Origin of the sequence: Clostridium sp. AM29-11AC, from assembly GCF_003480545.1 — a bacterium.
Taxonomy (GTDB): domain Bacteria; phylum Bacillota; class Clostridia; order Lachnospirales; family Lachnospiraceae; genus Otoolea; species Otoolea saccharolyticum_A.
The window spans coordinates 1-738 of sequence record NZ_QUJI01000060.1; the positions used below are offsets into that span (position 1 = coordinate 1).

Genomic DNA, 738 nt, shown 5'->3' on the forward strand with positions numbered 1-738 from the left:
CGGGTTGCTCCACTTATTTCCCCTTACCGTCAATTCCCTGAGATGGTTTTTCATCTTCTTGATTGACCGGGGGTGTACCCGCATTCGGCATTTCCCTTTGTATCGGTAAAAGCTGTATCCAAGATACTTCACTTTGCTGATGTGGCTTACTGTCGTCTTTTCGAGATTGATTTTCAGGTATAGTTTCTCTGTAATAAATGGTATGATATGTTTCAGGGTTCTTTCTGCGCTCTTCCGGCTTTTACATAGGATAATGCAATCGTCGGCATATCTTACGAACTTATGTCCTCTGCGTTCCAGTTCCTTATCCAGCTCATTTAACATCACATTCCCACACAGCGGACTGAGAGGGCCGCCCTGGGGGACGCCCTCTGGTGCTGCATGGAATCCTCCGTCTTCCATGACTCCGGCATTCAGGTACCTGTGTATCAGCGAAATTACTCGCCCGTCTTTCATGGTTCTTGACAGCACTTCTATCAGTTTGCTGTGGTTCACCGTATCAAAGTAAGCTTCTAAATCCATGCTGATTGCATACACATGTCCCTCATCCACGTATTTTCTGCACTTTGCCAATGCATCGTGTGCGCTTCTTCCTGGCCGGAAGCCGCAGCTGTTATCCGAGAACTGTTCCTCGTAGATCGGCGTGAGTTCCTGCGCAATCGCCTGTTGAATCATTCGGTCTACTACAGTTGGAATTCCCAGCTTCCTGAATTTTCCTTTCTCTTCCTTAGGTATTTC

At 47.2% G+C, this 738-nt stretch carries 1 protein-coding gene; it reads right to left on the bottom strand.

Going from position 1 to position 738, the window contains the following annotated elements; all coding sequences use genetic code 11:
• Nucleotides 1-738 (bottom strand): reverse transcriptase domain-containing protein (locus DW757_RS17200; protein WP_118752332.1); only part of this gene is annotated, 738 nt, incomplete at both ends.